Annotated in this window: 20 protein-coding genes; 6 read left to right on the plus strand and 14 right to left on the minus strand. The window is 62.4% G+C overall.

Annotation, left to right across the window (positions count from 1 at the left end; translation table 11 throughout):
* Positions 1-112: 112 nt before the first annotated feature.
* Positions 113-2,455: a putative bifunctional diguanylate cyclase/phosphodiesterase gene (locus GV819_RS22755; RefSeq protein ID WP_161758297.1), complete on the plus strand. Its 2,343-nt coding sequence runs from the start codon at positions 113-115 to the stop codon at positions 2,453-2,455.
* Positions 2,456-2,506: 51 nt separating this feature from the next.
* Here the strand turns inward: GV819_RS22755 and GV819_RS22760 are convergent, their stop codons facing one another.
* Together GV819_RS22760 and GV819_RS22765 are read right to left on the minus strand one after the other, a co-directional pair.
* A complete protein-coding gene (locus tag GV819_RS22760) occupies positions 2,507-2,938 on the minus strand; it encodes a HEAT repeat domain-containing protein (RefSeq protein ID WP_161758298.1) in 432 nt (143 codons plus the stop codon).
* Between the two features lie 202 nt (positions 2,939-3,140).
* Complete coding sequence (locus GV819_RS22765) at positions 3,141-3,758, minus strand: LuxR C-terminal-related transcriptional regulator (protein WP_161758299.1); 618 nt, start codon at positions 3,756-3,758, stop codon at positions 3,141-3,143.
* Positions 3,759-3,904: 146 nt separating this feature from the next.
* Between GV819_RS22765 and GV819_RS22770 the strand changes: the two genes are divergently transcribed.
* Positions 3,905-5,563: an ATP-binding response regulator gene (locus tag GV819_RS22770; protein ID WP_161758300.1), complete on the plus strand. Its 1,659-nt coding sequence runs from the start codon at positions 3,905-3,907 to the stop codon at positions 5,561-5,563.
* On the opposite strand, the gene GV819_RS22775 is transcribed toward GV819_RS22770, so the two are convergent.
* From GV819_RS22775 to GV819_RS22800, 6 genes are all read right to left on the minus strand, one after another.
* Positions 5,541-6,188, minus strand: a complete 648-nt coding sequence (locus GV819_RS22775) for a carboxypeptidase-like regulatory domain-containing protein (RefSeq protein ID WP_161758301.1) — start codon at positions 6,186-6,188, stop codon at positions 5,541-5,543. The genes GV819_RS22770 and GV819_RS22775 overlap by 23 nt on opposite strands.
* A gap of 96 nt (positions 6,189-6,284) precedes the next feature.
* Complete coding sequence (locus GV819_RS22780; RefSeq protein ID WP_161758302.1) at positions 6,285-6,578, minus strand: hypothetical protein; 294 nt, start codon at positions 6,576-6,578, stop codon at positions 6,285-6,287.
* 222 nt (positions 6,579-6,800) lie between these two features.
* Positions 6,801-7,100: a hypothetical protein gene (locus tag GV819_RS22785; RefSeq protein ID WP_161758303.1), complete on the minus strand. Its 300-nt coding sequence runs from the start codon at positions 7,098-7,100 to the stop codon at positions 6,801-6,803.
* 382 nt (positions 7,101-7,482) lie between these two features.
* Positions 7,483-9,903 carry a glucose/quinate/shikimate family membrane-bound PQQ-dependent dehydrogenase gene (locus GV819_RS22790; RefSeq protein ID WP_161758304.1) on the minus strand — a complete coding sequence of 807 codons (2,421 nt, stop codon included), beginning with the start codon at positions 9,901-9,903 and terminating at the stop codon, positions 7,483-7,485.
* 118 nt (positions 9,904-10,021) lie between these two features.
* On the minus strand, positions 10,022-11,395 hold the full coding sequence (locus GV819_RS22795; protein ID WP_161758393.1) for a carbohydrate porin: 1,374 nt from the start codon (positions 11,393-11,395) through the stop codon (positions 10,022-10,024).
* Positions 11,396-11,618: 223 nt separating this feature from the next.
* Positions 11,619-12,821, minus strand: coding sequence for a benzoate/H(+) symporter BenE family transporter (locus GV819_RS22800; RefSeq protein ID WP_161758305.1), 1,203 nt, complete (start codon positions 12,819-12,821; stop codon positions 11,619-11,621).
* Positions 12,822-13,142: 321 nt separating this feature from the next.
* On the opposite strand from GV819_RS22800, the gene GV819_RS22805 reads away from it, so the two are divergent.
* Positions 13,143-14,531, plus strand: coding sequence for a PLP-dependent aminotransferase family protein (locus tag GV819_RS22805; protein ID WP_161758306.1), 1,389 nt, complete (start codon positions 13,143-13,145; stop codon positions 14,529-14,531).
* A 65-nt stretch (positions 14,532-14,596) separates the two neighbouring features.
* Here GV819_RS22805 and GV819_RS22810 read toward each other — a convergent pair whose 3' ends face one another.
* Positions 14,597-16,636: a TonB-dependent receptor gene (locus GV819_RS22810; RefSeq protein WP_161758307.1), complete on the minus strand. Its 2,040-nt coding sequence runs from the start codon at positions 16,634-16,636 to the stop codon at positions 14,597-14,599.
* Between the two features lie 375 nt (positions 16,637-17,011).
* On the opposite strand from GV819_RS22810, the gene GV819_RS22815 reads away from it, so the two are divergent.
* Positions 17,012-17,242 (plus strand): VF530 family DNA-binding protein, encoded by a 231-nt coding sequence (locus GV819_RS22815; RefSeq protein WP_016966714.1) that lies wholly within the window; start codon positions 17,012-17,014, stop codon positions 17,240-17,242.
* Positions 17,243-17,250: 8 nt separating this feature from the next.
* The gene (locus GV819_RS22820) at positions 17,251-17,910 is read left to right on the plus strand and encodes a Pr6Pr family membrane protein (protein ID WP_161758308.1); all 660 of its coding nucleotides are present in this window, start codon (positions 17,251-17,253) and stop codon (positions 17,908-17,910) included.
* A 6-nt stretch (positions 17,911-17,916) separates the two neighbouring features.
* Here the strand turns inward: GV819_RS22820 and GV819_RS22825 are convergent, their stop codons facing one another.
* From GV819_RS22825 to GV819_RS22835, 3 genes are all read right to left on the minus strand, one after another.
* A complete protein-coding gene (locus GV819_RS22825; RefSeq protein WP_161758309.1) occupies positions 17,917-18,702 on the minus strand; it encodes a siderophore-interacting protein in 786 nt (261 codons plus the stop codon).
* Entirely contained in the window at positions 18,699-19,274 is a 576-nt protein-coding gene (locus GV819_RS22830; protein WP_161758310.1) for a PadR family transcriptional regulator, read from the minus strand. The genes GV819_RS22825 and GV819_RS22830 overlap by 4 nt, the downstream gene beginning before the upstream one ends.
* Positions 19,275-19,530: 256 nt before the next feature.
* The gene (locus GV819_RS22835; RefSeq protein WP_161758311.1) at positions 19,531-22,638 is read right to left on the minus strand and encodes a transglycosylase domain-containing protein; all 3,108 of its coding nucleotides are present in this window, start codon (positions 22,636-22,638) and stop codon (positions 19,531-19,533) included.
* Between the two features lie 634 nt (positions 22,639-23,272).
* On the opposite strand from GV819_RS22835, the gene GV819_RS22840 reads away from it, so the two are divergent.
* The gene (locus GV819_RS22840) at positions 23,273-24,694 is read left to right on the plus strand and encodes an amino acid permease (protein ID WP_161758312.1); all 1,422 of its coding nucleotides are present in this window, start codon (positions 23,273-23,275) and stop codon (positions 24,692-24,694) included.
* 101 nt (positions 24,695-24,795) lie between these two features.
* On the opposite strand, the gene GV819_RS22845 is transcribed toward GV819_RS22840, so the two are convergent.
* Both GV819_RS22845 and GV819_RS22850 read right to left on the minus strand, forming a co-directional pair.
* Positions 24,796-25,395 (minus strand): hypothetical protein, encoded by a 600-nt coding sequence (locus tag GV819_RS22845; RefSeq protein ID WP_161758313.1) that lies wholly within the window; start codon positions 25,393-25,395, stop codon positions 24,796-24,798.
* Between the two features lie 8 nt (positions 25,396-25,403).
* A complete protein-coding gene (locus tag GV819_RS22850; protein WP_161758314.1) occupies positions 25,404-25,994 on the minus strand; it encodes a papain-like cysteine protease family protein in 591 nt (196 codons plus the stop codon).
* Positions 25,995-26,250: the final 256 nt, after the last annotated feature.

Genomic DNA, 26,250 nt, shown 5'->3' on the forward strand with positions numbered 1-26,250 from the left:
GCTTCTCTTGAGGGATGGGTATGAAGAACGGACTTTTCAGCTCCCGGCGGCGGCCATCCGCGCAGTCGTTTTCAGTTTTTTTCGTGCCATCGGAGTTGTCGAGAGCAACCTTATGAAGTGGCGCCGAACCTTCCAGGCGAGGATTGTCGGGGTGTTGGCGCTGTTGTTGCTGGTGCTGATCGGAGCGGTGTATTTCGCGGTCAAGACCGCCACCACCCAGGCGGTGGAGAAGCAGGCACAGCTGCAGTTGAAAATCGGCACCCGGGTATTTGAGCGTCTGCTGGATCTGCGGGGCCGCAACTTGCAATACGGGGTCGACTGGCTGGTGGTGGATTCGGAGTTTCGCCGTGCGGTGCTCAGTGGCAAAGCGGTGGATATCCTCGCGGCCCTGGCTCAACACAGCGGCGGTATCCGTTCCAGCGAGATGTTTGTGCTCAGCCCCGAGGGGCGGGTTATCGCCAGCACCCTGGCGGACATTGTCCGAGACCAGCATTTTCCCTACGACCAGGCCCTGCGCCGAGCCCTGCGACACAACACCCATATGCTGTTCGTTGCGATCAAGGGCCGCCCCTACCTGCTGGTCCAGGGGGAAGTGCTGGATTCGCTACCTATCGCCCGGGTGGTCATGGGCTTTCCCATGGACGAGTTGTTCGCTCGAGAGCTGCGCTCCATGAGCAACCTGGAAGTCTCATTCCTGACCGTTGATGGCCCACATCCCGGGGAGCTGTTCAGTACCCAGCCGGAGTTCTTCTGGACACCGATCATTCGCGTTTTGAGTGACTCCCTATGGCAGTCCTTGCCAGAATTGAGCGAAACCCATGGCCAGCGGTTTCTCAACCAGGCACTGCAATTGGCCAACACCGGCGATCGTGACGACCCGCGGGTCATGGCCTTGTTGCAAAGCCCCCTGGAGCAGGCACTGCAAGCGTTTGCGCCGCTGGATCGGGAGTTCTTGTGGATTGCCATGGTGGCGCTGGTGGTCTCGCTGGCCGGAGCCTTGTTCATGGCCCGAAGGGTCTCGCGCCCCCTGGAAGACCTGGCCCAGGCGGCGCGACGTATCGGTGCCGGCAATTATCAGGCGCCGGTAACCGTCAAGCGCAGCGATGAGTTCGGGGTGCTGGCGGATGCCTTCAACGCCATGCAAAGCGCCATTGCCTCTCGCGAACGTCAGTTGGCACATAACGCCCTGCATGATGCGCTGACGGGGCTGCCCAACCGCGCCTTGGCCATCGAGCGTCTGAGCAAGGCCATCGCCGTCCGGCGCAATGTGGTGCTGCTGTACTTGGGGATCGACAACTATCGGGCGATCAACGAAGGCTTCGGCAGGGAAGGGCTGGAGCAGATGATGGGCGAGCTCAGCCGGCGGCTGCGCGAAGTGCTGTCCCAGGGGGACACGGCGGCGCGGATCACCGCCAGTGAATTCCTCCTGTTGCTGGAAAACACCGAGCTCGACGGTGCCATTGTCATGGCTGACCGGCTGCATGGCTTGCTGAGCCGACCGCAACTGATTCAGGGGGATGAAGTCCGACGCCAGATCTGCATGGGGGTGGCGGTTTATCCCGCCGATGGCCAGTCTGCCGAGGAACTGATCAGCCGTGCGGCCATTGCCCGCCATGATGCCTCGCTCAAGCCCGGCTATCTGCAGATCTACCAGCAGGACCGCGATCTGGCCCATCAACGGCAGATCAGCCTGATTCGCGATTTGCGTCGCGCTGCCGCAGAGGGTGAACTGTTTCTGTTGTATCAGCCCAAGCTCGACCTGCGCCGGGATTACCTGCATCAGGCTGAAGCCCTGCTGCGGTGGCAGCACCCGGTGTTTGGCGTGGTCTCGCCGGCGGAATTCATTCCCCTGGCCGAACGTACCGGCAGCATGCACAGCCTGACGTCCTGGGTCATCGAGGCCTGCATTCGCCAGTTGGCGGAGTGGAATCGCCGGGCCTTGCCGGTGCGCTTGTCACTGAACATCTCCGCCAGCGACCTGGAGGGCGATGGCCTGGATGCCCGCGTCAGCGATTTCCTCGAGCGCTATCAGGTGGCGGCCGAGCAACTGGTGTTCGAGATCACCGAGAGCGCAATCATGCGCAATCCAGAGCAGTCGCTGGCGGTGCTGCAGAAGTTGCGAGGCTGTGGCATCAGCCTGTCGGTGGATGACTTCGGCACGGGCTATTCATCCCTGGCGCAGTTGCAACGCTTGCCGGTGCAGGAACTGAAGATCGATCAGTCGTTTATCCGCAACCTGGACGAGACCAGCGGCGATGCGGTGATCGTGCGTTCGACCATTGAAATGAGCCACAAGCTGGGGCTCAAGGTCGTGGCTGAAGGGGTGGAGTTCGAGCATTGCCTGAAGCTGTTGGAAAGCTGGCACTGCGACACGGTACAGGGTTACCTGATCAGCCGGCCATTGCCGACCGAAGCCTTTGAACGTTGGTTGTTGCAGTCCCGGGTGCCGAGCTGAGGGGCAGGATGGCCGGCCGGGACATGCCGGCCGGCGTCCGAAGCCTGTCGTTCAGGGGACGGCAGACTCGGCCTTGGTCAGCAGGCTGTGCAGTTCCGGCTCGATGCCTTCTTCACTCAGGTTGTCCATGATTTCCAGGATACAGGGCGCGTAGCGCTGCTCGATGACCGCCTCCGCCCAGTCCAGTTCATAGATCGCCATGACCCGTACATCCAGGTAGGGCGAATCCGCCAACAGGCGTTTCAACAACTTGATGGCTGGCGCTGTGCGCAGCTCCCCGAGGGACACCGCACAGCGGTGCTGCCAGTACTCGGGTCGTGACAACAGCGTCTCGCCGAGCCGCTGCCACTGCGCCAGGGTAAAGGCCTGGAGCACTCCCTTGGCCACCTGTTCGGTGGTGTATTCGTTCCAGTTGGCGGCTTCCGAGTCACCAAACCAGTGTTGTAGCCGATCGAACAATTCATCACGTTTATCCGTATTCATGATGTTTTTCTCCTGCTTGGGGCGGCCGCGCCAGCACGCTGTTCCTGGCGTGCCGCCCGATGCCATGGCGTTTATACAGGCGTGCCGAGTCCGATGCTGCCTCATTTACGGCAGGCTTCCCAGTGTTAACCGCATGGCAGGGTAAACAACGGATGAGCGTGCTGGTGCTCGCTATCGGCAATTGGCTGGGCGCTATCCCGGTTTACCAGGCCCCGGCGAACTTTACTGCCGCCGCCGCCCGGGAAGGCACCTTCAGGGTATGGAGCAACGAAGACACATGGATGCGCACGGTGAACGGCGAGATATCCAGCTCACGGGCGATTTCCTTGTTGGTCTTGCCCTGGGCGATCAGACGCAGTACTTCCTGCTGCCGAGTGGTCAACTGGCTCAGCTCGGCGCCGGCATCCAGGGGCAGCAGGAGGCCGGAAGGGGCGTACTTGACCAGCACTTCGCCCTGGCGAATGGCCAGGATGGCTTGGCCGATCTCCTCCGGGGAGATGCTCTTGCCGATGTAGCCATCGGCGCCGGCAGCCATGACTTCGCCGATCAGCTGCTGTTTGTCGACCATCGACACCACGATGATCGAGGTGCGCGGCAATTGCCGGCGCAAGTCGGCAATCATGCTCACGGAGGTCAGCCCGGGAAAGCGCAGGTCGAGAATCAGCGAGTCTGGCTCCTCGCCGCTCCTGGCCAGCTCCAGCACGGCGGGCAGATCACCGGCCTCTTCGAGCACGGCTTCGGGCAGCAGACGCTGGATGGTGCGCAGCATGCCCTCGCGAAACAGCGGGTGGTCGTCGGCGACGATAATCCGGCACGTCATGTGTTGAAACTCCTTGAAGCATCCATTTCTGTGAGCATGCTAACTTGGCGCGCGGTGTTGTAACGGCCCGCTGGTCGTGTCCGGGATGCTGTGGTGCAGAGGGGCAAAAAACCATGGCAACGCATATTGCACAAGGAGGTGATTGGATGAAAGTTGAGAAGGACAGCGAGCTCGACCAGGCCACCCTGCGGATCATCGTGGCCGGTTGCGCCCTGGTCTGGTTTGGCTTGATCGGCTTTCTGCCGGGGCAGAATGTCGATACCTATGTGCCGGTGATTATCTATATTTCCTTGTTCATGCTGGGTTCGATCGTCCTGCGCGTGGCCATTGCCCGCTGGCCCGGGCACTATCCGGCGCGGCGCATCCTGGGCATGGTCTACGACTACAGCGGTACCTGTTACGGCCTGGTGATGGGCGGAGAGGGGGCGTTGCCGATCTATGCGGTGATGGTCTGGGTCAACCTGGGCAATGGCATGCGCTTTGGCTCGCGCTACCTGGCCATCGCCACGGTTCTGGCGCTGTTCGCGCTGTTTGTGGTCTACCTGCTGACCCCGTTTTGGCAGGCTCAGCCCTACATGGTGCTGATGCTGATGATCACCAGCACGGTGATTCCGGTGTACGCCCATATCCTGCTCAAGCGTACCCGCCTGGCTTCGGAAGAAGCCATTGCCGCGAACCTGGAAAAGTCTCGCTTCCTGGCCCAGGCCAGCCACGACCTGCGCCAGCCGATCCACTCCATTGGGTTGTTTACCGCGTGCCTGCGTGAAGCCAACCTGGGCGTTGATGAGCGGCGCATGGTGGATAACATCGACCGTTCGCTGCTCAACGTGTCGCAGTTGTTCCGTTCGATCCTCGATCTCTACACCCTGGATAACGGGCGGGTGCAACCCAAGTACGAAACCGTGCACCTGGGCGAATTGCTGCGCGATCTGGTGCGTCAGAACACTGAAGCGGCGCGCTGGGCCGGTGTTGAACTGCGGCTGCGGCCTTGCAGCCATTGGGTGCGGGTTGACCCGGGGCTGTTGGCGACCATGGTGCAGAACGTGCTGTCCAACTGCTTCAAGTACGCGGCGGAACGGCCGGTGCTGATTGGCGTGCGCCGGCGTGGCCAGGGCCTGGCCATCGTCATCTATGACCAGGGCCGGGGGATTGCCGAGGAGCATCTGCCGAAGATCTTCGATGAGTTCTACCGGGTTCGCCAGGTGCGCGACAAGGACGTTGAAGGCGTGGGCCTGGGGTTGTCCATCGTCAAGCGCCTGGGGCAACTGATCGACCTGGAGGTGACGATCAGCTCGCGGCTTGAGCGGGGCACTGCGGTATCTCTGCATGGCCTGCCACTGGCTGCACCACAGCAACTGCGCAATCGTGACGAAGCCCTTCAGAGCGGCCTGTTGACCGGATTGCGGGTCTGCCTGGTGGAAGATGACCGCAACGTGCTGCTGGCCACCTCGGCGCTGCTTGAGCGCTGGGGGTGTGTGGTCCAGGCGGAGTCGAGCGGAGAGGATCTGCTGACCGACTGCGACATCATCGTCGCCGACTACGACCTGGGTACCCGCGCCTCGGGTATCGAATGCATCGACAGCATTCGCCAGCAGCGGGGCTGGGAAGTGCCGGCGCTGATCATCACCGGGCACGACATCGAAAAAATCCACGCCGCGCTGCACGACCGCAACATTGCCATCCTGTCCAAGCCGGTACGCCCGGTGGAACTGCGCAGCACCTTGCGTGCCCTGCGCGAGACACCAATGGCATCCACTCACAGGGCCGCGGTGCAAGAGGCCGCTACCAGGTCCGGCATGGGATAAGCAGGGGATAGTTGGTCATGGTCAGTTTCTTGTTCTCGCCGCTGGCGAGTTCAACGAAGTCGTCGAGCATCCCCGAGTTCGAAGAGGTCGAACTGCGCTCGGTGTAGTAGTGGGTGGTTACCGGCCCGTAGTTGGTGTTGCTCTGCCCGGTGCCCACGTACTCGTTCCAGCGGCTGGTGCCATACACCATGTCCTGGCCCTGGACGAAGTACCGACCGGGCTGCAAGCCGCTGAACTGGAAGATGCCGTTGCCGTTGGTCCGGGTCACCCGGTGCACGGCCACGGCCTCGGGGACCATGCTCACCGGTGCGCCTTCGGGTTGGGACGCGCGCAACTTATGCCAGGCCTGCAAGTGCGGGGTGACCGGGTAGAGATAGATCTTGACGTCGCGGCTGTCCTCGATGCCGTCGTTGCCAACGATGCAGAACTTGCCGGTGAGCGTTGCGCTGCCGGGTTGCAGGGCGGCGCGCGCGGCCTGGGTGTCGAAGGGGGCGTCGGGGTACTGCACGGTGGAAATCTTGACCGGCGGGTATTCGTCCAGGGTTCGTCCCTGACGCGGCGCGCAGGCACTCAAGGCACAGGCGAGCAGGAGCGTGCCTGCCACCATGAAGAAGCGAGAGTTCATGGGTTCAAAACCTTTGAAGAAATTGCAGTGTTCGCGTGACATAGCCCTGCCATGGTGCAGGTGCCGGTGGTCGCCGCGAACCTGGGGGCTAGCTGTTTACTGCTTGGTGCACTGAGCCGGCAGCGCTACCACTCCGCCCATGCTGGCGAAGGCGACCATGCCACCGCTGGGCAATACGCAGTCGTATGCGCCGTTGCTGGTGCTGGCGGTGAAGTAGGTCTGGGAGGCGTCGCTGCGCACGTTAGAGACCGTATTCACGGGCTTGCCGAGGGTGGTCTGGGCGCGGTTCTTGAGGTCGTCGTTGCTGGGCTTGGCGATGGCGCAACCGCCCAGGGCGAGGGCCAGGACGCTGAGCAGGGCAAGGGGACGGACGTTGGAGTGGAGTTTCATGATGAGTCTTCCTTGGTGTTGTTGTGCTTTTTACGGCGCAGCCGCTCCCGACACCGCACAACGGCGGTGTTGGGGAGAACGGGTGGTTGGTTGGCACTATATCGCCGGGATGGGGGAGGGTCGATTAGCACAAATGGGCTAATGTCGCTTTGCAATTACGGGGCGGAGGGAGTGGTGATCAGGGCTGCCTGATGGGACCGACTGCGCGGTCCCGGATCGGGGTCAGGTCAGCAGTTGTTCCTGCAGGCGGCGGCCGAGCACGTCCAGCAGGTCGCAGCCGTCGCGCAGGGGGATGACGCACAGTTGGGCGAAATCCTGGAGCAGGGCCGGGTTGCTCTGGAGGTTGTCGTGGCTGGCGATGTTTTCCAGCAACTGGGTGGCCGCGCGGATGCGGTAGGCGGCGGCTTCGTGGAGCGCGTCCAGTGGCGCCTGGGTATCCACCAGCAGGGCGGGGATGTTGTAGTCGTTGCTGGTGAGGGGCATGTAGCGTTGCTCCGGCTGGTCAGCGGCGTTGTTGTTCATTGCTTGGGTCCCTCTCGCAGGAGTCGGAATGGCCACTAGGTGGCGTTGTGTACGCCTAACGAGATAGGGGCTTCCACACCCTGTCACGGTCTTGCCGGTGACAGGTCAGACCTTAGAGGCTGAGCCTTTGATGGACAAGGTGATGCGATTCGACGCAGGTTGTAGGAGTTTTCGGTGACCGCCCTTTGAGGGGCTGCTGGTCGAGCAAGATCAAACGCCAGGCACCTTGTAGGAGCCGGCTTGCCGGCGAACAGGCCCGCGAATGATGCATCGCCCTGGCGGACGCCTTCGCTGGCAAGCCAGCTCCTACGGGGAGTGCGAACGGCACAAAAAAAGGCGGCTACCCCAAGGTAGCCGCCCCTTTCATCCCTGCCGGTAGAGCTTATTCCGCCAGTTTGTAGGCAATGATGTAGTCGCCCATCTTGGTGCCCAGGGAGCCATGGCCGCCCACAACCACCAGGACGTACTGCTTGCCATCCTTGCCGGTGTAGCTCATCGGCGTGGCCTGGCCGCCCGCTGGCAGGCGGGATTTCCACAGTTCCTTGCCGTTTTTCACGTCATAGGCGCGGATGTACTGGTCCAGGGTGCCGCTGAGGAAGCCCACGCCACCACCAGTGACCATGGAACCGCCCATGCTCGGCACGCCCATCGGCAGGCCAATCGGGATCGGCGAGCTGTCACGGCTGGTGCCGTTCTTGTGCTTCCACACCACTTTGTTGGTGGTCAGGTCGATACCGGCCACGTAGCCCCAGGCCGGCGCCTGGCACGGTACGCCGAGCGGCGACATGAACGGGTGCATGATCACCGCGTAAGGCGCGCCAGTGTTGGGTTGCACGCCCGAGGTCTCGCTTTCGCGCTTGCTGCCGGCAGCCACTTCGGCTTGAGGCACCAGCTTGGAAACGAAGGCCATGTAGTTCGGGCTGGTGAACAGCAGTTGGCGCACTGGGTCCAGCGAGACGCTGCCCCAGTTGAACACGCCGACGTTACCCGGGTAGATCAGGCTGCCCTGCACCGACGGCGGGGTGTATTGCCCCTCGTAGCGCAGTTCCTTGAACTGGATGCGGCACAGCATCTGGTCGAATGGGGTCGCGCCCCACATGGCTTTTTCGTTCAGCGGCGGTGGCAGCAGGTTCAGGTCCGAGCGGGCCTGGGTCGGTGCACTGTGGTCGCCTTCGACAGCACCGGTCGGAGCCGGCACTTCCTGGATCGGCACGATCGGGGTGCCGTCACGACGGTCCAGTACATACAGGCTGCCTTGCTTGGTCGGCTGAATCAGCGCTGGCTTTACGCCGTTCGCGGTCTTCATGTCGAGCAGGGTCGGCTGGCTGCCCACGTCCATGTCCCACAGGTCGTGGTGAGTGAACTGGTAGTTCCAGCGCAGCTTGCCGGTATCGATGTCCAGGGCCACGGTGCCGGCGCTGAATTTCTCGGAGGTGGGGGTACGGTCGCCACCCCACTGGTCAGGCATCTGGTTGCCCAGTGGCAGGTAGACCAGGCCCAGTTTCTCGTCGACGCTGGCCAGGGACCACATGTTCGGCGAGTTGCGGGTGTAGGTCTTGCCTTCTGGCAGTGGGGTGGTTTCGTCGGGGTTGCCGGCGTCCCAGTTCCATACCAGGTGACCGTCATGCACGTCGAAGGCGCGGATTACGCCGGACGGCTCGTTGGTCGATTCGTTGTCGGTGACGTGACCGCCGATGATCACCAGGTTGCGGGTGATGGCGGCTGGCGAGGTGGAGTAGTAGCCACCCGGGGTGAACGTGCCGATACCGGCTTTCAAGTCCACTGCGCCTTTGTTGCCGAAGTCTTCACAGACCTTGCCGGTGTCGGCGTTGATGGCGATCAGGCGCGCATCGGCGGTTGGCAGGAACAGGCGACGCGGGCAGCTGGCGGTAATGGCCTGGCCGGCTGGAGACAGGCTGGCCGGCTGGCTGATGGCGTCGGACTGTGCGTAGTTGGCTTCGTCGTAGTACGACACGCCACGGCAGGTCATGTGCGCCCAGCCACGGAAGTCATCGCCGTTGGGGCCCTGGATTTGTGGGTCGAAGCGCCAGATTTCCTTGCCGGTATCCGGGTCAAGGGCCAGCACCTTGCTGTGGGCGGTGCAGGCATAGAGCATGCCGTTGACCTTCAGCGGGGTGTTCTGGTTGGTGATTTCCACCGGGTCCTTGGCAGTCGGCATGTCACCGGTGCGGATGCGCCAGGCTTCCTGCAGCTTGCCGATGTTGGCCGGGGTGATCTGTTTCAGCGGCGAGTAGCGGTCGCCGAATTCGGTACGACCATAGGCCTGCCATTCACCGTCGGGCATGGCCGGCGCGGTGCTGGTCATGTCGGTGCTATCGCGGCCCAGGTCACCGGAGATTTCCCCCAGGTGGGTGAACTGGCTGCCAATGGCGGCGCCACCGGCCAGAACCACGGCCACGCTCAGGGCTGCGGTGCCCATGGGGGCCGGGCCATCGCGCAGCAGCGGGCGGCGGAACCAGGGCAGCAGCAGGACCACGCCGAGAGCGAACCACAGCGACAGGCGTGGCACCAGTTGCCACCAGTCCAGGCCAATTTCCCACAACGACCAGACGGTGCTGGCAAACAGCACCAGGGCGTAGAGGCCCAGCGCCGCGCGTTTACCGGCCAGCAGCAGGAGGCCGGTCAACGTCAGGCCGATACCGGCCAGGACGTAGTACAGCGAACCGCCGAGCATGCTCAGCTTGATCCCCCCGGCCAGCAAGGCCAGGCCCATTAGCAGCAGCAAGATTCCGAGCAGGCTTGGCAGCAAGCGGCTCGGGCTTGAAGCACCCTCAGTGCTCATAGTGTGGTTCTCCGTGACGTTTAGAGTGTTCCCGCGCATGTTCACTGTAGATGACGATCAGGCGCGGACTTGGTTCAGCGAAAAAGTGTTGGGCGAGTCGTTTTGGTGCCGTTGGGCCTCAGAACGAACTCTGGATCTTGATCCCGCCGATCAGCGCATCATCCACCTGGCTGACGCCGCCGGGGTGGCGGATGTACTGCAGGTTGGGGCGCACGGTCAGCCAGTTGGCCAGGTGCACGCCGTAGTACAGTTCGGCGCTGTATTCGGTGTCCTGGGGTGGCAGGTAGCCTGGGTTGTCGTAGTCGTAGATTGCCCGGGCCTGGTTGCTGGCCTGGGCATTCTTGCGGAACGCCGGGTTGACGTGGACCCGGGCCAGGGCGAAGCCGATGTCGTCTTTCGCTCGGGCATCGAACAGGCCCTTGTAGACCAGGCCGGCCTGGACGTAGTTGTCGATGGCGTTGGTTTTCTTGTCATGCGCGGTGGCATTGGCGAACAGGCTCAGGCCGCGGGAATGATCGCTGGCGACGCTGGTGACTTGCTGCTGGACCCCGAGCCACAGGCCGTGCTTGCTCGAACTGCTGCGGTAGGCCTCGCCACTCAGAGCAGCAGGCTGGCCGTTGCGGTCCTTGTAGACATCGCTGGCCTTGGCGCTGCTGTAGTAGTAACCGGCGCGGTATTCCCCTGCCAGGCCGTTGAGCTTGGGTGTCCACACCAGTTCCACCGGCACTACCGTGCCCTGGGTACCGCTGCCGCTGAGTTTGAAGCCGTTGTCACGGTCCAGGTTCGACGGGTTTTGTTCATAGGCACCGATCTGCGCGTACACCTCGGGAGTCAGGTGATATTTGACCCGCAGTGCCCACTGGCTGACGGGCCAGTTGTACCAGATGCCGCCGGCCCAGTTGCCGACCTGGGAGCCACAGAACGCCAGGTTCTGGAAGTCGCAGGGGAAGCTGTTGAAGTCTTCGCCTTCGCCGAAGCGACCGGCCTTGATGTCGAGCTTCTGGTCGAAGAATTTCTGCTGGTACCACATCTGCGTCAGGCGCCAGGTCTGGCCACGGCCCCAGACTTCCTGGGCCGAGGTAAAACCGCCAACCCGTGGGTCGTTGATGCGGTCGTTGCTGATGTTGTCGCCGTCGCGCTTGGTCACCGTCAGTTGGAATTCGGCGTCGTCCCAGCCGAGGATCTTCTGCAGGTCCAGGTGGCTGCCGAAGGCAAACTGGTCGCTGTAGCGCGCGGTGCGGTCATGGTCGTAGCCGCCATGCAGGTTGGCGCCCATTTCACCGACATAGTCGACCTTGAAGTCGTAGCCCTTGTTGGCCAGTTCCGTGCGTGTGCCGTTCCAGTCGCCGAGCATCCATGGTGAGTCGCTGTCGAAGGCCGGTGCGGCCTGGGCGCAGGCGGCAAACCCCAGGGCACTGAGCAGGCTCAGGGTTTTGGGCAGGGCAACGGGAGTCAGGACAGCGCTGTCTTTTAGGCGCTGGAAAATGGGCATAGGCATTCGAGTCAGGTCTTTTTCTAGGAATAGGCAGAAGCAAGGGCAGGCTGCGTGGCCTTGATCACGCTGGATCGAGGCGGCATGCCGCTGATTTCAAAAGGAAAGATGAAGCGTTTCAGCTTCAGGGTGCAAAGGATAAAGCGCTGTCTCATCAAGAGAAAGCGCTTTTATTGACATGAACAGTTTCGGATTCGGTAACAGTCACCGGGTCCAGACGGGTTCAGCGCGGGACGGTGGCCCCGGCGAGGGCGGGCTTGTTCCGGGTATAGCTCAGGGCGAAGTGCGCCACCAGGCCGAAGATCAGCCCCCAGAACGCGGCGGCCAGCCCCAGGAAACTCATGCCCGAGGCTGTGACCAGGAAGGTGATCAGTGCCGCTTCACGCTGTTTCTCATCGGCCATGGCGCCGCTCAGTCCGGCGCTGATGGCGCCGAACAGGGCGAGGCCGGCCAGGGCCGCGATCAGTTCCTTGGGCAGGGCGGCGAACACCGAGGCCAGGGTCGCGCCAAAGATGCCCATGAGGATGTAGAACAGGCCGCAGGCGATTCCGGCGATATAGCGCTTGTCCGGATTTTCATGGGCTTCACGGCCGGTGCAGATAGCTGCGGTTATCGCGGCGAGGTTGATCCCGTGGGAGCCGAAGGGTGCCAGCAGCACCGAGGTGATGGCGGTCCAGGAAATGATCGAGCGCGCCGGGGTGGTGTAGCCGGCGCTGCGCATCACTGCCATGCCCGGCACGTATTGCCCGGTCAGGGTCACCAGGGCCAGGGGCAGGCCGATGTTGATGATGGCGTGCCAGCTCCACTCGGGGGCGATGAACATCGGCTGGGCCACGGCCAGGGTCATCGAGCCAGCATTGAGCTCGCCCAGGCCGGCGGCCACCGCGCAGCCCACTAGCAGCACGGCGAGAATCGCGTAGCGCGGCGACAGGCGCTTGCCCAGCAGGTAGGCGGCGATCATCGCCAGTACCAGGGTCGGTTGCAGGGTGACCGAGGTAAACAGCCCGGCGCCGAAACGGAACAGGATACCCGCCAGCATGGCAGCGGCAATGGCCTTGGGCAGGCGGCTCATGAGCTTGTCGAAAGCCCCGGAAAGCCCGACCACGGCGATGATCAACGAGGCGACGATGTAGGCGCCGATGGCCTGGGGCAGAGATACCGTTGGCAGCATCGACACCAGCAACGCCGCGCCAGGGGTGGACCAGGCGGTAATCACCGGTACTTTCAAGCGCCAGCTGAGCAGCAGGCCGGTGAGGCCGCTGCCGATGGAGATGGCCCAGATCCAGGAGGACACCTGGTCATTGGGCAGATGGGCTTCGCGGGCGGCCTGGAACACGATGATCAACGGGCCGGCGTAGGAAATGATCACAGCGATCAAGCCGGCGATCACGGCGGAGAGGGACAGGTCCTTTCTGAGATTGTGCATGGCATCTCGACTGAGTGGAGGGTGGGAAAGGGATTGATTCGATTAGGTTGGCGGTGATTGAGTGTATTTCAAAAAATTGAATCGATTCAATTGGTCGTTAAGGCAAGGCTCGCTTGAACCAACTGAAAATCTTCTATTTTTCTAAAAAACTTAATGATTAATAAGTACTTATGTTGATCATGAAAAAATCTATCGAATGTTCTGCAGCTTTTTCAGTTGCTCGATTATCAAATAAATGTGTGGATTGAGTCGATTCGAGAGCACGGCAGGCCTGTGATATGCTCCGGTCCACCTCAACGCAGCCGATGGTCATCAGCCTTCATGTGGGTTCCCCAATTAAGCGAGTTCAACCAACCGGTCTACCTGTCCATCGCCGACGCCTTGGCGCGAGATATCAGCAGCGGCTTGTTGAACGATGGTGACCGCTTGCCGACCCTGCGCGAGCTGGCGGTGACCTTGAATGTCACCCCCGGTACCATCAGCCGCGCCTACAGCGAGGCCCAGCGTCGCGGCCTGGTACAGGGCGAAGTGGGGCGTGGCACTTATGTGCTGGCGCAGCCGCCGCAGGTGTTGGCCGAAGGTTCCAGTGCGCCGTCGCTGTCGCTGGGGCAGTCCGAATCCCTGGACCTGTCGATCATCAAGCCCTACAGCGAAACCCTGGAATACTGGCTGCGCGGCGCCCTGGTAGGCATGGCCCGCAGCAGCGATTTCGGTCGCGCCCTGGACTACGCCCCCGATGGCGGCCACCCGGCCCATCGCGATGCCGGGGCGCAATGGCTGCGGCACTCTCTGCCCGAGGCCCATTGGCAGCAGGTAGTGATGACCTCCGGTGCCCAGCATGGGCTGATGGTGGCGATCAGTGCCCTGAGCAACGCTGGTGACCTGGTGCTCTGCGAGTCGCTCTGCTACCCGGGCATCATCTCCGTGGCCCATGGCCTGGAACGGCGCTTGCGTGGCGTGGCGATGGATGAAGAGGGGATGCTTCCCGAAGCCTTGCGCGAGCAGTGCCTGCGGGAGAAACCGGCGTTGCTGGTGTGCGTCGCCAGTAGCCAGAACCCCACCACGGCGATCATGTCGCCAGGGCGTCGGGCGCAGATCGCGGCGATTGCCGAGGAGTTCGACTTCCTCATCATTGATGATGATATCTACGGGTTTCTTGCCACCGATCCCGGGATCAAGCCGCTTTCGGCCTATGCGCCGGAGCGTTCGGTGTACCTCACCAGTTTGTCCAAGGCGATCATGCCGGCATTGCGGGTCGGCTACCTCTACAGCCCGCCGAAGTTGTTGTCGCGCTTGAGTTCGATGGTCCGCAGCAGTGTGTGGATGCCTTCGCCGCTGACCGCGCAGTTGGCCAGCAACGTGATTGTCGAGGGGTTGGATCGCAAGCTGGTGCAGACCCAACGCACTGAAGCCGCGGCGCGCCAGGACATTGCCCGGCAGGTGTTTGCCGGTTTGCAGATCCAGACCCAGCCCCACAGTTATCACCTGTGGTTGACGTTGCCTGAGCCCTGGACTGGCGATGAGTTCGCCACTCTGGCCCGGGCCAACGGAGTGTTGGTGATGAGCGGGACGCAGTTTCAGGTGGAGCGTGGCGCCAGTTCGCGCTGTGTGCGGGTGGTGCTGATGTCGCCCACCACCCAGGACGAGCTGCGCTTTGCCCTGACCCAACTGGCGAGCCTGATCGAGGCCGATCCACGGCGTTATCGCTGAGATCGCTTTCGCCGGCAAGCCGGCTCCTACACGGATCTGTAGGAGCCGGCTTGCCGGCGAAGGGTTTAGAAGGTGGTCCGCAACCCCACTTCCACACTGCGCCCGGCAGCCGGCGCGATATCCCGCAGGATCGAGCTGGCATAGCGCACGGTCTGGTTGGTCAGGTTCTCGCCCTTGACGAAGGCCAGCCACTGGCTGCCACCCACATCGAAGCGATAGCCGGCGCTGGCCCCCAGGGTGGTGTAGCCGTCGGTGCCGCTTTCGTTGTCCGGCACTCGTCCCTGGCTGGCCGCGTGCTGTACATCCAGGCGTGCCTGCCAGCGATCCAGTTCCCATAGCAGGCCGCTGTTCAGGCGTAGCGGGGCAATGCGTGGCAGGTCCTGGCCGTTGTCGAGGTTCTTGGCGCGGGTGTAGTCGCCGGACAGTTCCAGGGCGAACTTGCCATAGGCGCCTTCCCCCAGGCTCCAGCGATCCTGAGCCTCGATCCCGGTGAAACGTGCCCGCACCCCGGAGTAGGCGTATTCGGGAATACCCGACGCGTCTTCTTCGCCTTCATCATTGAGGGTCCGCCCTGTGCCCAGCAGGCCGATGTAGTTGGAGAAGTGGCTGTAGAAAACGCCGACGCTGCCTTTGTGGGTACCGTTGTCGAAGCGCAGGGCCAGGTCACTGGATACGGCCTTTTCCTTGGACAATTTGGCGCTGCCCAGTTCATAGGTGCCGGTGGCGACGTGGGCGCCATTGGCATACAGCTCATAGAAGGTTGGGGCGCGTTCGGTGTAGCCCAGGGTGGCGGCGAGGGACCAGACCGGCGTCAGGGTATAGACCGCGCCGGAGGACAGGCTGCCGGCGGTGAAACTGCTGGACTTGTCGGCCTGGGCGAAGCGTTCGTTACCCTTGCTGTCCGGATCCACGGTGGTGTGTTCCAGGCGACCGCCGAGGCTGAGCTTCAGGCGTTCAGTGGCTTGCAGTTCTTCAAGAATGAACAGCGCGCCGCTGTTGGTATCGGTCTGCGGCACGAAGGCCTCTTCGCCCAGGGCGGAGAACTCGTTGCGATTGACCTGGGCGCCGATCACCCCTTCCAGTGGGCCGAGGGGCTGGTGCCGGGCCTCGACCCGGGCCTCGTAGCCCTTGTTCTTGAAGGTGGTGCCGGTTTCGCCGCCTTCGATCTCGCGGTGTTCATAGTCGGTGTAGCCGGCGTTGAACTTGAGCGAGCTGAACGGGCCCTGGAGGTTGCGCAGTTCCGAAGCGAAGGCGTAGTGGTCCTGCTTCATGCGGATGCGTACGTCCTCTTCGGCGGGGGAGCCGTAGTTGGAGTCGTAGTTGCTGTAGGACAGGCCGGCATAACCGTCGTCCCAGGTGTAGGAACCACCGATGGCACCGCCGTCCTGGCGTCCGTCGCTGTTGCCCAGGCGGCCTTTCTTGCCGTCGCCGTCTTCGCTGGCTGGAGCGTGGCGGCTGCGGGCGTAGCCGGGAATCTTCAGGTCATTGAACTGCCGTGAGTTGGCGTCCAGGTGCAGGGCAAAGGTACCGTCGCCGGCTTCCAGTTTGCCGGCGCTGCTGCGGGTGGTGTCGGCGCCGCCGTAGCGCAGTTCACCGGCCCCATGAATACCCTCGATGGCCTCGGTGGGGATGCGATTGTCGAAGCTGTTGATCACCCCGCCAATGGCGTTGCCGCCGTACAGCAGGGCCGCCGGGCCACGGACGATTTCGATGCGCTCGACGTTGACCGGGTCCAGGGGCACTGCGTGGTCATAGGACAATGACGAGGCATCCAGCGCGCCGACACCGTTCTGCAGGATGCGGATGCGGTCGCCGTCCAGGCCACGAATGATCGGCCGGCTGGCGCCCGGACCGAAGTAGGACGAGGACACGCCTGGCTGTTTGTTCAGGGTTTCACCGAGGCTGCCTTTCTGGTCCAGGGTCAGTTGCTCGCCTTCCAGCACGGTGCTCGGCGCGGCCATTTGCGTGCTGCCCAGTGGGTTGGCGGTGATGACCTGAGGCGCTAGTTCCAGGGCCTGAGCCTGGGAAGCGAGCAGCAAGGCGGCGGACAGCGGCGACAGGCGCCACAGTAAAGAGCGAGAAGGGCGAAGGGTTGAGAGGGACATCGGTCATTCCTTGGCAAGCGTTGCGCAGCGCGCTTTGATTCAAAAAACAGGCGGGACACGGGGGTGTCCAGAATGCGGGTGAGTTGTTATTGATTGATACAATATAACATCTCTTTTATTTCGAAAAGCCAGGAACTTTGCGCTTTTCATGCTTCAACGCTCTGGTCGCCACTGCCGCCCACCCGGTTTGCCCCCGGACCACAAGCACTCAGAACCAGCAGTGGACTTGACCTCGCCACGTCCCTTCGACGCGATGCCGCCCAAGTCGATCGCGCCCTGCGGCAGCGGCTACAGTTACTCAAGCGCTCTGGCGCGGGCGCATGCCCTCGGATAAGGTGCGCGGCTTCCTTTTCTTTCTCCGTTCGAAGGCCTGGCATGACCGACACCCAAACCGACCCGCTGCATGGTGTGACCCTGGAACAGATCCTCAAGGCGCTGGTGGAACACTACGAATGGTCGGGGCTGGCCGAACGCATCGATATCCGCTGCTTCAAGAGCGACCCAAGCATCAAGTCGAGCCTGACCTTCCTGCGCAAGACCCCATGGGCTCGGGAGAAAGTCGAGAAGCTCTACGTCAAACTGCAGCGCACCAAGCGTCCGCTTTAAGGAGTCCCATGGCGGGTATATCGCTGCAGGGGCTGTTCAGCCGGCGCGGCCTGACCGCTGTTGCTGCCGTGCTGGGCTGGCTGGGGTTGGCGGTTCAGCTGTACCTGATCCTGCTGCTGCGCTGGGAGGCTGGAGCCAGTCTGCTGGGTGGCCTGGTGAATTTCTTCAGCTTCTTTACCGTGCTCAGCAACACCCTGGTGGCCAGTGTGCTGACCTGTGCCCTGAACCTGCGAGTTTCCCGAGGGCAGGCGTTCATGCTCCAGCCCTGGGTCAGTGGCGCCGTGGCGGCGAGTATTGTGCTGGTGGGGTTGGCGTACAGCCTGCTGTTACGTCACCTGTGGCATCCCCAGGGTTGGCAATGGCTGGCGGATGAGTTGCTGCACGACGTGATGCCCGTGCTGTTCCTGATCTACTGGTGGTGTTGCGTGCCCAAGGGCGGCCTGCGCCTCAGGCACCTGGGAGTGTGGATGCTCTACCCGCTGTTGTACTTCGCCTATCTGCTCCTGCGCGGGCATTTGCTGGGGTTGTACCCCTATCCTTTTATCGCCGTGGACAAACTGGGCTATCCCCAGGTGTTGCTCAATGCCCTGGGGATATTGGCGGGGTTCGTACTGGTGTCGCTGGTGTTGCTGGGCCTGGATCGCTGGCTCGGTCAGCGACGCACCTAGACGGGGTTATTGTTCTTCGCTGCTGTCCAGGCGCCAGTAGCCAGCGGCCTTGACGAAGGCATCGTCGAGCTGATGCTCGTCCAGCAGCACGCGACGAATCTGCCGCGAGACCTTGCTCTCGGTGGCCACCCAGGCATACAGCTTGCCTTCCGGCACCTGCAGTTCACGCACGCAACTGACCAGGTCTTGTAGGCCGCTGTTCCGTTCGACCCAGATCACCTGCACCTCGGCGGCGCTGTGCAGCTCCTGGCGCTCGGCCGCGTCCTGTACTTCGATCACCGCCAGCACCTGGCGTCCGGCGGGTAATTCTTCCAGGCGCCGGGCAATTGCCGGCAGCGCGGTTTCATCGCCGATCAGCCAGTAGCTGTCGAAGATATCCGGCACGATCATCGATCCCCGTGGCCCGCCAATGTGCAAGTACTGACCGGGCGCTGCCTGCTCGGCCCAGGTCGATGCAGGGCCGTCGCCATGCAACACGAAGTCGATGTCCATTTCGCCCAGGTCCAGGTCATAGCGGCGGGGGGTGTAGTCACGCATGGCCGGCATCGGCCCACCGTCCTTGCCCGGACCCAGTACCAGGGTTTCCAGGGCGGCTTGCTGCTCGGCGTTCTGTGGGAACAACAGCTTCACATGGTCATCGCTGCCCAGGCTGATGAACCCGGCCAGCTCTGGCCCGCCGAGGGTGATGCGGCGCATGCGCGGGGTCAGGTCGACGACGCGCAAGACTTCCAGGCGCCGGCGCTTGATCTCGTGGCTGACCCGGTGAATGGATGGTTCTGGGGTTGCAGTCATTCGGTTTTCTCCTGGGCAGAAGGGGGCAGAGGCCCATCGACGACGGCCTTGGCGGTGTTGTTCAGCAGGTCTCGGACCCGGAGGATTTCTTCCGGACTCCAGCGGCCGTGGTGCATTTGCAGAGCGTGGCGCAGGTTGTGCACCGCCTCATGGATTTCCGCTGGCCGATCGTGCCCGCGCAGTGAGCGTTTGCTGACTTCGATGCGCATGCGCACCCCGTCCAGGGCAATGGCCTGTTCTTGCAGGGACAGACGACCGGTGTCGGTCACGCTGTAGCGTTTTTTCCCGCCTTCGGCGTCGCCCTGGATCATTTCGCTTTCTTCCAGAAAGGTCAGGGTCGGGTAGATCACTCCAGGGCTTGGGCTGTAGGCGCCGTCGAACATGCCTTCGATCTGGCGGATCAGGTCGTAGCCGTGGCAGGGCTGTTCGGCAATCAGCGCCAACAGCAGCAGTTTCAGGTCGCCGGGGGCAAACACCCGGGGACCGCGGCTGCCGCGTTCGCGACCGGGGCGGCGCTCGAAGCCGTCGTGACTGTCACCTTGTTCACGGTGGGGGTGATGATGCTCTCTCATTTCCTCTTTCTCCTTTTCGATTTAGACATAACTTAAGATATATCTTAATAATTGCGCAAGTGCTTCTGCGCAATCCAAACCTGCCGTTTGTCGGGGAAGAAAGTGGGCGGACCCTGAGGATTTACAGCCTTGAATGGTGTGAGCCGTGTGTGGCTGCAGCCGACTTGAGTTCATCGCGCCCCTTCGACGGAGTACCCCAGGCCGCTCGACCGAGTGCAGCTTGAGCTGCGGCAGCGGTCACAAACGTTGGAAGGATTCAGCGTTGCGCGAGGCGGCCCAGGCATTGGGTGCCACTGCCCGGCTGCAGGTAGGGCATGAGAATCGGCGCCATGCCCTTGAGCACTTGTACCGGCAGGGCCGAGGTGAATTTGAAGGCTTGCGCTGAAGCCCCCGGTACATAGGCGGTAAGGGTGCCGAAGTGGTGCTCGCCAATATAGAACACGAAGGTTGCGGTGCGGTTGATCGACTTCGAACTCAGCACCCGGCCGCCTGCACCAATGGCTTCGATGCGGTTGTCGCCGGTGCCGGTCTTGCCACCCATGGCCAGGGGAGTGCCATCGGCCAGTTTGAAACTGCCGGCAACCCGTTTCGCGGTGCCGGCATCCACCACCTGCGACAAGGCCCCGCGCAGTGCCGTGGCGACTTCCGAGGGCATCACCCGCTTGCCTTTGTCGGGGTCATTGAGCAGGAGGGTCTCATAGGGGGTATTGGCGGCAAAATGCAGGCTGTCGATGCGCAAGGTTGGCAGGCGCACGCCGTCGTTGAGGATGGTCCCCACCAGTTCGGCCAGGGCCGCTGGACGGTCGCCGGAGCTGCCAATGGCAGTCGCCAGGGAGGGCACCAGGTGGTCGAACGGGTAACCGACACTCTGCCAGCGTTGATGGATGTCGAGGAACGCCTCGATCTCCAGCATGGTGCGGATACGGCTGTCCCGGGCGCTGCGATGGCGGCTCTTGAACAACCAACTGTAGACCTCCTGGCGTTCGAACTCGCTGGCTTTGACGATCTGGCTGAAGGTGGCGTCGGGGTTGTTCATCAGGTAGCCCAGCAACCACAGGTCCAGCGGGTGGACCTTGGCGATGTAGCCCTGGTCCGGCAGATCATAGGCACCCGGGCCGTAGCTCTGGTAGAGCTTGTCCAGGCGTTCATCGGTGAGTTTTTCGCTGACCTTGGCGGTTTTCATATGGGCGCGGACGAAGCCGTTGAAGCTCTCCTGGCTGGCATCCGGCAGTAGGTAGCGGTGCACGGCGGACAGGCGAATTGCCGTGGGGTGCATGCCGTCGAGGAAGGTTTCCAGGCGCGATGAGGTGTCTTTGTTACGGTACTTTTTCCAGAACCGTAGTAGGAACGAAGTGCCTTCACGGTCGGCGAAGCGTGCCAGGTATTCTTGGCGCCGTGGGTTCTCGTCGTCCTTGAGCAGTTCGGCGCTGCTGCTGTCGCCGCCATAGGTGCTGTAGCGCACCAGGTCACGCATCAGGCGAATGAACGGCAGGTTGATGGATTCACGCAGGGCATCGCGCAGGCTCGGGCTGCGACCATTGTCCTCGTTGCGGAAGTTATGGAAGTGATGCACCCCGCCGCCAGTGAAGAAGGCTTCGCCGGGGTTGGCGGAGTAGGTGCGGTCCAGGGCCGCCTCGAGCATCTTCGGCAGGCTGCGGTCGCTGTTTTGCATCAGGTAATCGATGGCCCAGCGGCTCAGGCGGTCTTGGTCATTGACCGGCACCTTTTTCAACTGAGCAGGTGTTTGCCCGGTGTACCTGTCGTGCAACTCGGAGATGATTTGCAGGTAGGTGGTCAGCACCCGCAGCTTGGCGGTGGAGCCCAGTTCCAGCTTGCTGCCTTCGTTGATATCGAAGGGCTGGTCGGTGCTGTCGGTCTGCACCCGGACCCGTGAGCCGTCTGGCGTCAGTTCGAACAGCGTGAAGCTGTAGCGCACCTGGGTGGTGCTGGTGGGGGTCAGCAGGCGCTCGCCGAGTACGCCAATCTGCGCGGCGAAGGCCGGGTCGGCGAGGTGCTTGAGGTACTCGGTGGCCTGGCGCTGCAGGTCGCTCTGCAAGGTGCTGGTGGCCGACAGGTCGAGGCGGTCCAGGTCATACAAGGGCCGGTTGAGCAACGCTGCCAGCCGGCTGCGGGCCACGCTGATGCCCTTGTTGGTTTCGATCGGCTGGATCGTCGGTTGTTGCTGCCAGTCGCGGTAGGTCACCTGGCGGGCCAGGGCGGCGGCGCTCAGGGCGGGATCGATGACGTTGTTCTGGGCCAGCAGGCGGATATGGCTGTCGGTCAGCGCCGCAAGTTCTGCGCGGCCCTTTGCCAGGTAATGGGAAGGGCGGCGCTGGGCGATCATCAGTGACAGGACCTGGCGCAGGGCCAATCCGCGCAGGGCCAGGCTTTTCGAGTCCGTGGCGGTGCCATTCAAGGTCAGGTTGACCTGGTCGAAATCGGCGCCGTACCAGACCCGCAGCCCTTCCGCCATGCCGTGCACCTCACCGTGGCCGGGAACCGCCGACAGCGGCACGCTGTTGAAGTAGTCGCGAACGATTCGCTGCCGGGCCTCGAAGGTCTGCGGGCCGTCCTGATAGGCGCGTACGCTGGCGGAAATCATCTGGCGGATCTTCTCGCCGCCGGACACGGTCAAGCCATCCGGCGAGTGACGGTACTTTTCCAACTGGGTGGCCAGGGTGCTGCCGCCTGCGGTTTGCCCCGGCAGATGCAGGAGTTTGGCCACTTGGGACCAGGCCGCCTTGGCAAAGCGCGGCCAGTCCACCGCCGGGTTGGCCTGTGCCAATGTGGGGTCCAGCAGATCGCGGTTCTCGATGAACAACAGGCTGTGCACCATCAGCGGCGGAATGCTGGCGAAACTCGCATACAGCTGTTGTGGGTAATTGAAGTGATACAGGGGCGCGGCGCGGCAATCGGTGATGGACAGACCGGCCTGGATCTTTTCCGGGTACGGCACGAAAAATCCGTTTTTGCTGTAGTCCATCAGCGCTGGCGAAAACCGCGTCTGGGCTTCGATCAGGTAACCGCGTTTGAGCAGGCGGGGCAGGAATTCACCGAGGGCGCTGTAACCCAGGCGTCGGTCGAAGGGGCCGGCGCCTGGGTAGAACACCGCATCGCTGGGGCCCGGTTGCAGGGAGTAGCTCAAATCATTGGCCAGTCTGCTGAATTCCTGGGCCTGGAATTTCGAGGTGCGTATTTCCCGGTTGGCGGCAAAGCCGAGGGCGATCAGTGCAAGCAGCAGTAACAGCCAGAACAGGCGCCAGGCATAGCGACGGGGATTACGACGTTTTGGTAAAGGCGCTTCGTCTTCGCGGTGGCCTGGCACTGCGTTCTCGCGCGAATCGGTCTGCCATAAAGCGCCCATAGTCGATTGATCCATTCACGCAGATTGATCGGACTTGTCTGAAGCTTAGTCGGTGCCGGCTGGCGGTGAAGAAATTGTCAAAACGCTTGGTTTTTTTACGGCCAGCTGTCTTGTGGCGGCGGACCCTGCTCTCGTTGGCTGGTTGCGCGGCGGTAAAACCCGGGCGCCAAGGCTTTTCCGCTAAGCGCCTCAGCCGGTATGACGACTGCTGACCCCGGAGCAAGCCAATCGAGCACCAGCAAGCGCCTTTATCCCCGGGCGCTTTTTTCATCTATGGGAAAGCGCTGCGATAGAGCCTTCCCCAAGGTAAATACGCCCTAGGTAGGGGCATGACGATGCACCAGGGCTGTGCAATACTCCAAACCCTTTCCGAGTGAGGTTTCCAGGCAAAAAGCAGGCAATGCTTCTCCGTGAAAGCCGGTTTTGCCGAGATTTCTCTCTGAATTTAGCTGCTTTTAGAGTGAAAAGCCCTGTCAGGAGCTTTTTATACTGCGCACCCCGCTGATCTGGCAGGTTTTGTCCTACTAGACGCGCCGTCCCATAAGGTCGGTACGGTTGAGCAAGCTTTGGCTACCCGCCGCTGCTTCGAAGACTCGGTGGTTCATATCCAATAACAAAATGAGGTTGTATCTCTATGCCAGTTGGCAACCAACTGCCCCACGGCGAGACCGCTAACGGCGGCCCGCTGAAACGCGAACTCGGCGAACGGCATATTCGCTTGATGGCCCTGGGCGCCTGTATCGGCGTCGGTCTGTTCCTCGGCTCGGCCAAGGCCATCGAAATGGCCGGTCCGGCCATCATGCTGTCCTACATCATCGGCGGCCTGGCGATTCTGGTGATCATGCGCGCCCTCGGTGAGATGGCAGTGCACAACCCGGTCGCAGGCTCTTTCAGCCGCTATGCACAAGATTACCTGGGCCCATTGGCGGGCTTTCTTACCGGCTGGAACTACTGGTTCCTATGGCTGGTGACCTGTGTCGCGGAAATCACTGCGGTGGCGGTATACATGGGGATCTGGTTCCCCGATGTGCCGCGCTGGATCTGGGCCCTGGCGGCCCTGGTGAGCATGGGCTCGATCAACCTGATCGCGGTCAAGGCCTTCGGTGAGTTCGAGTTCTGGTTTGCCCTGATCAAGATCGTCACCATCATCGCCATGGTCGTTGGTGGCATCGGTATCATCGCCTTCGGTTTCGGCAATGACGGCGTCGCCCTGGGTATTTCCAACCTGTGGGCCCACGGCGGCTTCATGCCCAACGGCCTGACCGGTGTGCTGATGTCCTTGCAGATGGTGATGTTCGCCTACCTGGGCGTAGAGATGATCGGCCTCACCGCCGGCGAAGCGCGTAACCCGCAGAAGACCATTCCCAATGCCATCGGCTCGGTGTTCTGGCGCATCCTGCTGTTCTACGTGGGCGCGTTGTTCGTGATCCTATCGATCTACCCATGGAACGAGATTGGCACCCAGGGCAGTCCCTTCGTGATGACCTTCGAGCGCCTGGGGATCAAAACCGCTGCTGGCATCATCAACTTCGTGGTGATTACCGCAGCGCTGTCGTCCTGCAACGGCGGCATCTTCAGCACCGGGCGCATGCTCTACAGCCTGGCGCAGAACGGTCAGGCCCCGGCCGGTTTTGCCAAGACCTCGAACAACGGCGTGCCTCGTCGGGCGCTGCTGCTGTCGATCTTTGCCCTGCTGCTGGGTGTGCTGATGAACTACCTGGTACCGGAAAAAGTGTTCGTCTGGGTGACGTCCATCGCCACCTTCGGTGCGATCTGGACTTGGGTGATGATCCTTTTGGCCCAGCTCAAGTTCCGCAAGGGCCTGAGCCCGGCCGAACGGGCAGGCCTGAAGTACCGCATGTGGCTGTACCCGATCAGTTCCTACCTGGCCCTGGCATTCCTGGTGCTGGTAGTGGGCTTGATGGCCTACTTCCCGGACACCCGCGTAGCGCTGTATATAGGCCCGGCGTTCCTGGTGCTGTTGACCGCGTTGTTCTACGTGTTCAAGTTGCAACCGACCAATGTCCAGCAAGGCGCGGCACGTTCTGCGTCGTGACCGTCGGCCCGCCGATGCTCCTGGCTTGAGCATCCCGGGCTGAATGCCTGGCTTGAAAAAAACCGGCGTCCCGCAAGGGGCGCCGGTTTTTTTTGCCCGGGTCAGCCTCCCAGGGTTCCGCTGGTGTCGGCATCGAAGACCGCCTTGGCCTGTCGGGCCAAGGGCGCCAGCAAGGCCAGCAAGCTTGCCTCGTCATAGACTCGCCGGGCCGCCAGTTGTGCGGGCGTCGGCTCGACGGGAATCAGCAGTTGCTCCTCGCTGCCGTGCAGCCAGATTGCGGTGACCTGCAACGCCGGGACGAACAGCAACCGCAGCTCATAGGTTTTGCCCTGCAGCCTTGGCGTTTTCTGCGCAAAGTCCAGGGCGCTGACCGCGGATGCGGCAAGGGCGCCATGGTTGAGCGAGGAAAACTCGAGCTTGCCGGCGACTTCCGTCAGTTGCGCGTCGGCGATCGACAGGCCGCCGGCGAACACCAGGTAATGCCAGTCACCGGCCTTGGCCTGGTCCAGAGCAAGACCCTGGCTCAGCTCCTGCAGGCCGAGGGCGTAACCACGAAACCCTTGGGACAGGCTCAGGCTGTTGGCGCGGACGCTGGCAAAGCCATGGTTGATGCCAAAGCCCCGGGTTTGCAGGGCCGCCTGCAGCACCGGGCGCAGTTGCTGGACGCCGTTGGCAGGCGCCTTGGGGTAAGTCAGTTGCATGACGCCTCCTAGTTTTTTCGGGTGAAGTAAGTGTGGGTCCAATTGCCGCCGCCGTTGTAGGAACCGGGGAAGCTGTTCAGGGCTCGGGTCGAGTATCCGTAGATCGAGTCCGCCACCAGGATGTAGCCGCCGTCGGTGCCGTAGATCGTCAGGAAATGTGCGCCGCCGCCATACCAGGCACAGCGCAGGCTGACTGGCCGGCCCATACCGAGCTGGTTTTCGATGGCCGGCATCTGCATCCGGTCTTCGCGCATGCCGCCGTAGCTGCGGGTGGTCCTCAGGGCCGAGTCCAGGTAGCCGTAGACATTGCAAGGTCCGGGCTGGTTGCAGCAGGAGTTGCGGCCCAGTTCGGCGTTGGCCACGGCGCATTGGGTCCAGGAGCCGGTGCCGTAATAGTTGCCAACCGAGGCCGACAGGGCCGCCCAACACCAGTTGCTCTGGGTCTGCTGATACACGTTGAAGTTGAGTCGGGCGCCGGCGAGCGCTGCCGTTTGGGTGCGCGGATCGATCTCGGACAGTTCGGGATCCATCAGTGCACTGGCCAGGCACTGCGGCAGTACCTGCGCAGTGCTGGTGTGGGTCAAGGGTGTACTTAACATGTTCATCCTCCAGGAGTGAAAACAGCCTGTGGCTTGTGTCGTGGTCGCCTACTTGGATAAAGCGACTAGTCCGGCCTGGATGCCAGCCTCGATGGCATGCGCTGGTCGGGTCTGAAAACCACCTTAGAGGCTTGATGCGTTAATGCAATTAATTTATGCGTTTATGCATTCTGGCGAGCGTGGATGTCCCTGTTAAGAGGGGCATCCGTGACGGTCGGGCAGGACCGCCTCGGGGCAGGTTGTCAGCGTATCCGGG

The organism is Pseudomonas sp. Fl5BN2, assembly GCF_009908205.1.
In the GTDB taxonomy this organism is placed as follows: domain Bacteria; phylum Pseudomonadota; class Gammaproteobacteria; order Pseudomonadales; family Pseudomonadaceae; genus Aquipseudomonas.